The sequence below is a fragment of the Rubneribacter sp. genome (assembly GCF_965361815.1).
Map to the genome: position 1 here is coordinate 1 of NZ_CBDTNW010000149.1, position 6,776 is coordinate 6,776.

The following is a 6,776-nucleotide window of genomic DNA, read 5'->3' on the forward strand; positions in this document are numbered from 1 at the left end:
GGAGGGGGGAGGGGGGGTTTTTTCTAGGGGGTCGCCCCCGGCACAAAAAAAGCACCCCCCCGGGCCCGTGCAAGGGAGGGGAAACGAGTGGTCTAACTCCAGGGCTCCTCGTTCACGACGTTTTGGCCGGCTATCTTGCCGCTCAAAAGCGCCATGCCAACGGCCGCGCCGCACAGCGGGTAACCGCGGAACCCGACGGGACCGCCTCGGTAGAGTCGCGGGATGGGCTGGGAATCGAGCGCTTTGAGCACATGCATGCCGGTGTCCACATGCGCGCCGCCCATCGTGTCCGTCACGGTCTGGTACATGCCCAGGCCGACGTAGGGACCGCCTTCGAATGCGAACACGTTCGTGCGCCCGAACTCGGGATCCTCGCCCCTGGCCGCCCCTTCGTTCCAGGCGTTGACCGTGGCCACGAGGCCTTCGGGGTCGATCCCCAGCTTCTCGGCCAGCTCTTCGAGGGTGTCCGCCTGTTCGTAGGCCACCTCGCCGGGCATGCCCCAGCCCAGATCGCCCCCGCCCACCTCGTCAGTGATGTGGAACATCTTGCCTTCGGGAGCCAATCCGAGCTGCTCTCCCACGCCGATGATGCCCGTCTCGTTTATGCGCCGTTTGCCGTAGATGTCGACGAGGACGTAGGGGACGTCCGGGTGAGGCGCGGAGTTGTGCATCATCTGCACGAAGGCATGGGCGGTTTGCCCGCGACCCTCCTCGTAGTCGCCCATGAGGTAGCCGGGCGCGTAGGCCATCTCCCAACCGTAGCTTGCGGCGCCGGCGTCAATGGCCATGTTCAGCGTCATGCCGTCGGCGAACTGCGTGCCCTGCGAGAGCACCTTGTTCTCCTGGATGTACATCCTCATGAGTTCGCGGTTCGCGCCGATGCCGCCGCCGGCGAGCACGACGCCTTTGCGGGCCTTGATGGTCTTGCCGCCTGCCACCACGCCGAACACCTCGCGCGTATCGGGGTCGAAAATGAGCTTCGTGGCCTGCGTCTTCATGCGCACATCGACGCCCGACGCCTCCACCTGCTTCCAAAGGTGGGTCCAGATGCCGCCTGCTTCCGTGTCGCTCCAATGCACGCGCGGCACCACGGGCTGGTTCGGCGCGAGGAACTCCTGGCCGCCCAGGCTCAAGCCGGGCGTCACCTCCAGCTGCTCGGGGAACGACACGCCTATGGAGGCGAGCCAGTCAACGATTTCGGCCGCGTTGTCGGCGTAGAGCCGCCAGAAGTCGACTATCCCGTCTCCGGCTTCGCACAGGTAGGCGTAGAACGCGTCTGCGTCGTCGTCAACTCCGAGCGTCGCCTGGAGCTTCGTCCCTGCGGCGCAGATGGCTTGGCCGCAGATGGACGTCGCTCCGCCGGCCACCGAGTTGGCCTCCAGCAGGATCACGCTCGAACCCGCCTTGTCAACTTCCAAGGCGGCCATGGAGCCGGCGCCGCCCGCGCCAACCACGACGACGTCGGTCTCCTCGTCCCAGCTGTCGGGAATGCCGCTTCCGGTTTGCGCGGCCTTGTCGCTTTGCGCCTGCGGGCTGCATCCAGAGAGCAAGCCGGACCCCATCAGCCCAAGCGCTCCCATGGCCGCCGCGCCTTTGATCAGGCCGCGCCTTGACACCGTGCCGTCAGGTCCGTCGGTTCTCGCCATGTTCCTCATCCCATCCTCCTCGGGTAGTTGTCTTATACGGACTGCCGGCATGAGTCCATGATAAGAAGCCGAAAAGGCCGATGGAATAGACGGAAGGGCCGTTGCGCAAACGGGATTGACACATACGCGAAACTGTCAAAAGCCGTCTGCGGCGGCAAGGTTGCGGATTATCGGTCGGACTCGAGATAGGGGAGGAGCAGCGATGGAATGCTGTCGCAGATCGTTCGCGCCACATCCTCGGGGTCTTCTTTGCAACCACCTTTGATCCATTCCAGCCCGTAGCCGAGCGCGCCTCTCGTCCAGATGTCGATGGAGTGCCTCACGTCGTCCGGGATGGTCTTGAGGCCGGTCTTCTCTTTGATCTCGTTCTCGAGCGAGAGCGAGCCGTATTCAACCATGAACTCGTGGATGGAGTTCTGCTGGTTGTAGGAGATCATGTTGACGATGAGCGCGCGATGCCCCTTGACGTAGCGGCACAGCAAAGCGGCCAGCTCTCGTCGATCGTGCCCTGCGAAGCCGCCGATGAGCGCGGCCTGGGCATCCACGCCGCGCCTCAGGACGTAGGCCATGGCCTCGTACTTGTCCCTGAAGTGGTTGTAGAACAGGGGTGGTGGCTCCGGCGGGCAGGGAGGCGGGCGATTGCGATCCATGCGAAAATGGAAGCCGACGGCGGTTGATGGTACCATGTGCCCGTTGGAAATCGAGCGCACAGGAGGAGCAATGGAGAAGGAGCTGTTCGAGTACGTTGCCGAGCGCGTTGAGGTGCTCGCCGTTTCGGGGGCCAGCAAGCAGGAGACGAAGGAGGCCGCGCTCGCGTGGAAGAGCGCCGTCGCAGACGCGGACGACGAGGCTGTTGAGACGGCTACCGCCAAACTCGTGGACTTCCTTGAGGGCCGCCCGAACACCGTTGACGGGGTTATCGCCTTCGCTCAAGGTCCCGCCGTGGAGATGTTCGGCAAGGAGGCGGCCGACCAGATCCTGGCCACGCAGCTTGAGCGCAAAGAGCGTGGCGAGAGGTACTGCGACTGCGACGCCTGCACCGCCGCAGTGGAGCTGCTCGCGAAGTTCGGGCGGATTTAGCGCACATCGATGTTGATTGCCGCCTCGTCGTTTGCAGCGTTTGCGGCTCCGTTCTTCCCTGGAAGAGTGGAGCCGCAAAAGGCGTTTCGAGGCGCAGGCGGACGATCTGAATCAGCCCTTGATTCGGGAGGGCTGGGAATGGTTGCGGAATCGGGCATTGTTTCGAAAGTCACTTCATTGCCATATTCCCCAATTCCAAGGCGGCGTCGACCACCTCATTGAACTCAATGCCGCGTGCGTACGGCGTGTCCTTGACGTATCTTTCCCAGACTCTCGCCATGGCATCGGAGGCTCGCACCTCCTCGATTCGGGCGGCGTAGTCGGCCATCAGGTTGGTTGATCCTCGTTTTGACGCTGTGGCGTCCAGCGCCTGTTTCAGCAGATCAACATCAATGGAGTCTCGTTTGGTTCTCATGAACGTAAATATGTCGTAGAAGTCCCTTCCTCGGGTGTTGCCGGATCCCCTCCTTACCACGGTCTCGAGCTTTTCGGCGAGGATGGTTACGAGCGGGTAGGATAGCACCCCGACAGTGCCTCCGTCGAGCATGAGCGGGTAGTTGAACTCTACCTGTCTCGGCGTGATGGCGTCGCCCGTGGTGATGTCGAGTTTGAGGGGCGCGTCAATCCTGCCGTAGCGCACCCTGATGTGCGCGCGCCAGTTGGCGTATTCGCCTTCGTCGTGGATAGGAGCGATGCGCTTGAGCTCGTACTCCATGCCGTCGTCGATCCGGACAGCGCATATATCTCGGACCGCCTCGCGCACGCTCTCCTCGTCCATGTCAATGCCGGTAACCGTCGCGTCCATGTCCATCGTCGTTCTGCGCGCCATTCCCGTGATCGCCGCGATGAGCATACCGCCTTTGAGGATGAACTTGTCGGCGTAGTTGCTCCGCGAAAGACGCAGGAGTAGATGCTCGAAAAGATACATGTTCAGAACCTCTTGCGCTCTGAGACCGTGCTTTTTCGAGATTGCCCTGACCTTGCCCCGCAGGCTCGAATCGTTCCTGATTTCGGTTGTCATGTCAGTACCTCCAGATAGGTCTGCAACTCGTTTCTCACGCCCACTGCTTCGCACATCTTTGAGAGGCGCGCCAGATCGCGCTTCTCCATTTTGAAATAGCCGCCTATGGCGTCGCGGACGAGCTGCGCGTCGGCCTCTCCCTTGGACCTCTCCTTTATGAGGTCGGCTATGGAGCGTTCGGCGTCATAGCATCGGGTCCGGTTGCCCATGGGAGTTTTCACCTCGATGAGGCCAAGGCCGTGCAGTTTGGGGGAAACGTGGTGGATGCGGATGCCCGGGTTTTCGTCCTTCAAGCTTTTCGGGTTGTACCCGTGCGGAACGGTGACGTCGAGCGAGAACGGCGCTCTGTCGGAAAGCCCCAGCAGATAGAGAGCGCTTCCGTGGGACAAGATGCACTTTTTCCATCGAGCGCACACCGCCGTGAATTCGTCATCGAACACGTTCGCGCTGCAGTACACGCCACGCGTGAGCTTGTCGATGACGCCGCGCTTGTAGGCGTGTTCGACAAGGCCTGGCGTGAAGCCCGCCTCGCTAAGCTGCGCTGCGGCGGCTACGCCGCCCAGCCTGTCGATATATTTCACAAGTCTGTCAGTTTTCATTCTTGCTCCTAAGATTATTAGACACATATTGTAGCAAAATGTGTCTAATAATCTGTAACAGGGCATTTACGTTACGCGAATCAGAGTTTGGTTGCGAGAATGTGAACCTGAGCTAAACTTGATTTCTGTGTATATAAATGTGAATTTCAATACTATGAGCCCACGCTTCCAGAAAAGTTTTGGGAAGGACGGGGCATCGTAGCTTGCTATTTCAGAAAGGAGCATGGTGCCGCAAAAGTTGCCGCAAATAACCCGCCCTCAGCTTTCTGTTTGTGAAAAGGGGTTCATCTGATTCGAATGAACCCCTTTTTTAATCTTCGGAAACGTTGATTTTTAGGACAAGGCGTTGCGAGGCGGTTTGCCCAGCGAATCACTCCCACTCGATCGTTCCGATAGGCTTGGGCGTCAGGTCGTAGACCACGCGGCAGATGCCGGGGACCTCGTCTAGGATGCGCGCGGTGATGCGCTTGAGCAGCGCCCAGTCAAGCTCCGGCACTTCGGCGGTCATGGCGTCCACGGTGTTCACCGCGCGGATGATGGCCGGCCACTCGTAGGCGCGCACGCCGTCGCGCACGCCGGTGGCGCGGAAGTCGGGCACGCTCACGAAGTACTGCCACACGCGGCCCTCCAGGCCGGCGGCGGCGAACTCCTCGCGCAGGATGGCGTCGGCCTCGCGCAGCGCCTTCAGACGGTCGCGCGTGATGGCGCCCAGGCAGCGCACGCCCAGACCAGGACCGGGGAAGGGTTGGCGCTCCACCATGTTCTCGGGCAGCCCCAGCGCCCGGCCGACCACGCGCACCTCGTCTTTGAACAGCAGTTTCACCGGCTCCACCAGTTCAAACTGCAAGTCGTCAGGCAAGCCGCCCACATTGTGATGCGCCTTCACGCCATCGGACTCCAAGATGTCGGGGTAGATGGTGCCCTGCGCGAGGAAGCCCACCTCGCCCGCCACCTTGCGCGCCTCCTCCTCGAACACGCGGATGAACTCGGCGCCGATGATCTTGCGCTTGGCCTCGGGCTCGGCCACGCCCGCCAGCAAGTCGAGGAAGCGGTCGGCGGCGTCCACGTACACGAGGTTGGCGTCCATCTGGCCCTGGAACACGTCCACCACCTGCTCGCTTTCGCCCTTGCGCATGAGGCCGTGGTTCACATGCACGCACACGAGCTGCTTGCCGATGGCTTTGATGAGAAGCGCCGCCACCACGGAGGAGTCCACGCCGCCGGAGAGCGCCAAGAGCACCTTGCCGTCGCCCACCTGGGCGCGCAGGGATTCCACCTGCTCGTCTATGAACGCGTTCGCCAACTCGGGCGTGGTGATGCGCTGCATGTCGTCGGGACGCTTGTTGGGATCCATGGGGCCTCCTCGCTTTCCGTGAACGGCTGGCCGCGCGGCCAGCTTTCTTGCTGCCTGCGATTATACCAGCGCCAGGCCGAGGGACATGCTCTCAATATCGCGGCAACTGCGCGCCTTTCGGCTTTTCGGGAGGACGCGCTTACGCGAAGGAGGTTAGGTACGCTTCCGGAGTCATCTTCGGCACCGAAGAACCCGCAAAGGCCTTTTCATCTCGGCTGAGGATGAAATCGCAGCTTTCGATTTCGGCAATTGCCCGTGCTATCCCATCCTCGAAGTCGGGTTCGTCGCTCACCAGCGCGTTTTGACATACGCTTCGATTCGTGTCGGCTACGGCGAAACCGTCCATGAAAAACGCTATCCATCCGCGCCTCAAGTCATCGGGCATGTCTTTGCGAGCTATACAATAGAAGTCCTTTAAGGAAGATGGACTCACGATGCCGGCTAGTTCCCCTTCCTCGGCACGTCGAAGTGTCTCCGCTGCCGCCTTCCCTCCCGGACGATGCTCTAGAGCAAGATCAAGCAGGAAGTTCGTGTCGAGAAAAACCCTAACCACGGTCGCTCAACTCTTCTTTCAACTTTTCGGGAGAAAGATCTTCCAAGTGCGCGGACCTCGGCGTCTTCGCTCTGAGCTCTTTGAAGCGGGAAACAAGCGTGTCATGCGGCGTTTCGGCATTCGAAGGGCGTGGCACTTCTCCGGTTCGGGCGATGTTGCCCCACACGATGCGGATGACGTCCGACTGCTTCAAACCGGCACGTTGGATGAAAAAATCAGCTCGCTCTTTCGTTTCTTCGTCAACGCGTCCGGCTATAAGCGATGTTGCCACAGGCGGACCCCTTCCGTATGCTAGTACCATTTACTGTTAACAGGTTACAGCATACGGCAGGGCAGACAGGCTCTCAAGCGCTTTCGGCGCGAGCGGAATGCGCTAAAGGTGGTCTTATGGTTTGTCTCAAAGCGCCAACCGCCTCCCTGTATATGACACCGTGTCATATACAGGGAGGCGGTTTTGTGGGATACTGACCTCGAAGGAATTTCGGCGCGGCGCGTCGGTGCGGCGCGGAAGGCGGGGAAGGGG

At 61.0% G+C, this 6,776-nt stretch carries 8 protein-coding genes; 1 reads left to right on the plus strand and 7 read right to left on the minus strand.

Annotated features, from left to right (window positions below; genetic code table 11):
- Positions 1-92 precede the first annotated feature (92 nt).
- Together ACWKY3_RS10975 and ACWKY3_RS10980 are read right to left on the minus strand one after the other, a co-directional pair.
- The gene (locus ACWKY3_RS10975) at positions 93-1,646 is read right to left on the minus strand and encodes an FAD-dependent oxidoreductase (RefSeq protein WP_449316447.1); all 1,554 of its coding nucleotides are present in this window, start codon (positions 1,644-1,646) and stop codon (positions 93-95) included.
- A gap of 167 nt (positions 1,647-1,813) precedes the next feature.
- Entirely contained in the window at positions 1,814-2,332 is a 519-nt protein-coding gene (locus ACWKY3_RS10980) for a TetR-like C-terminal domain-containing protein (protein ID WP_449316448.1), read from the minus strand.
- Positions 2,333-2,366: 34 nt separating this feature from the next.
- Here ACWKY3_RS10980 and ACWKY3_RS10985 point away from each other — a divergent pair, with 34 nt between their 5' ends.
- Complete coding sequence (locus ACWKY3_RS10985; protein ID WP_449316449.1) at positions 2,367-2,726, plus strand: 3-hydroxyisobutyrate dehydrogenase; 360 nt, start codon at positions 2,367-2,369, stop codon at positions 2,724-2,726.
- 169 nt (positions 2,727-2,895) lie between these two features.
- Here ACWKY3_RS10985 and ACWKY3_RS10990 read toward each other — a convergent pair whose 3' ends face one another.
- The 5 genes from ACWKY3_RS10990 to ACWKY3_RS11010 form a co-directional block, all read right to left on the minus strand.
- Positions 2,896-3,747 (minus strand): nucleotidyl transferase AbiEii/AbiGii toxin family protein, encoded by an 852-nt coding sequence (locus ACWKY3_RS10990; RefSeq protein ID WP_449316450.1) that lies wholly within the window; start codon positions 3,745-3,747, stop codon positions 2,896-2,898.
- Positions 3,744-4,346, minus strand: coding sequence for a type IV toxin-antitoxin system AbiEi family antitoxin domain-containing protein (locus ACWKY3_RS10995; RefSeq protein WP_449316451.1), 603 nt, complete (start codon positions 4,344-4,346; stop codon positions 3,744-3,746). The genes ACWKY3_RS10990 and ACWKY3_RS10995 overlap by 4 nt, the downstream gene beginning before the upstream one ends.
- Positions 4,347-4,716: 370 nt before the next feature.
- Positions 4,717-5,700, minus strand: a complete 984-nt coding sequence (gene guaA / locus ACWKY3_RS11000; RefSeq protein ID WP_449316452.1) for a glutamine-hydrolyzing GMP synthase — start codon at positions 5,698-5,700, stop codon at positions 4,717-4,719.
- Positions 5,701-5,839: 139 nt separating this feature from the next.
- Positions 5,840-6,253, minus strand: a complete 414-nt coding sequence (locus tag ACWKY3_RS11005) for a type II toxin-antitoxin system VapC family toxin (protein ID WP_449316453.1) — start codon at positions 6,251-6,253, stop codon at positions 5,840-5,842.
- Complete coding sequence (locus tag ACWKY3_RS11010; RefSeq protein ID WP_449316454.1) at positions 6,246-6,524, minus strand: type II toxin-antitoxin system RelB/DinJ family antitoxin; 279 nt, start codon at positions 6,522-6,524, stop codon at positions 6,246-6,248. Before ACWKY3_RS11010 ends, ACWKY3_RS11005 begins: the two co-directional genes overlap by 8 nt.
- Positions 6,525-6,776 lie beyond the last annotated feature (252 nt).

Excerpts from the sequence above, each read along its gene's own strand:
- ACWKY3_RS10980 (WP_449316448.1), bottom strand. The coding sequence starts at position 2,332 with ATGGTACCATCAACCGCCGTCGGCTTCCATTTTCGCATGGATCGCAAT.
- guaA (WP_449316452.1), bottom strand. The coding sequence starts at position 5,700 with ATGGATCCCAACAAGCGTCCCGACGACATGCAGCGCATCACCACGCCC.
- ACWKY3_RS10975 (WP_449316447.1), bottom strand. The coding sequence starts at position 1,646 with ATGGCGAGAACCGACGGACCTGACGGCACGGTGTCAAGGCGCGGCCTG.
- ACWKY3_RS10995 (WP_449316451.1), bottom strand. The coding sequence starts at position 4,346 with ATGAAAACTGACAGACTTGTGAAATATATCGACAGGCTGGGCGGCGTA.
- ACWKY3_RS10985 (WP_449316449.1), top strand. The coding sequence starts at position 2,367 with ATGGAGAAGGAGCTGTTCGAGTACGTTGCCGAGCGCGTTGAGGTGCTC.
- ACWKY3_RS10990 (WP_449316450.1), bottom strand. The coding sequence starts at position 3,747 with ATGACAACCGAAATCAGGAACGATTCGAGCCTGCGGGGCAAGGTCAGG.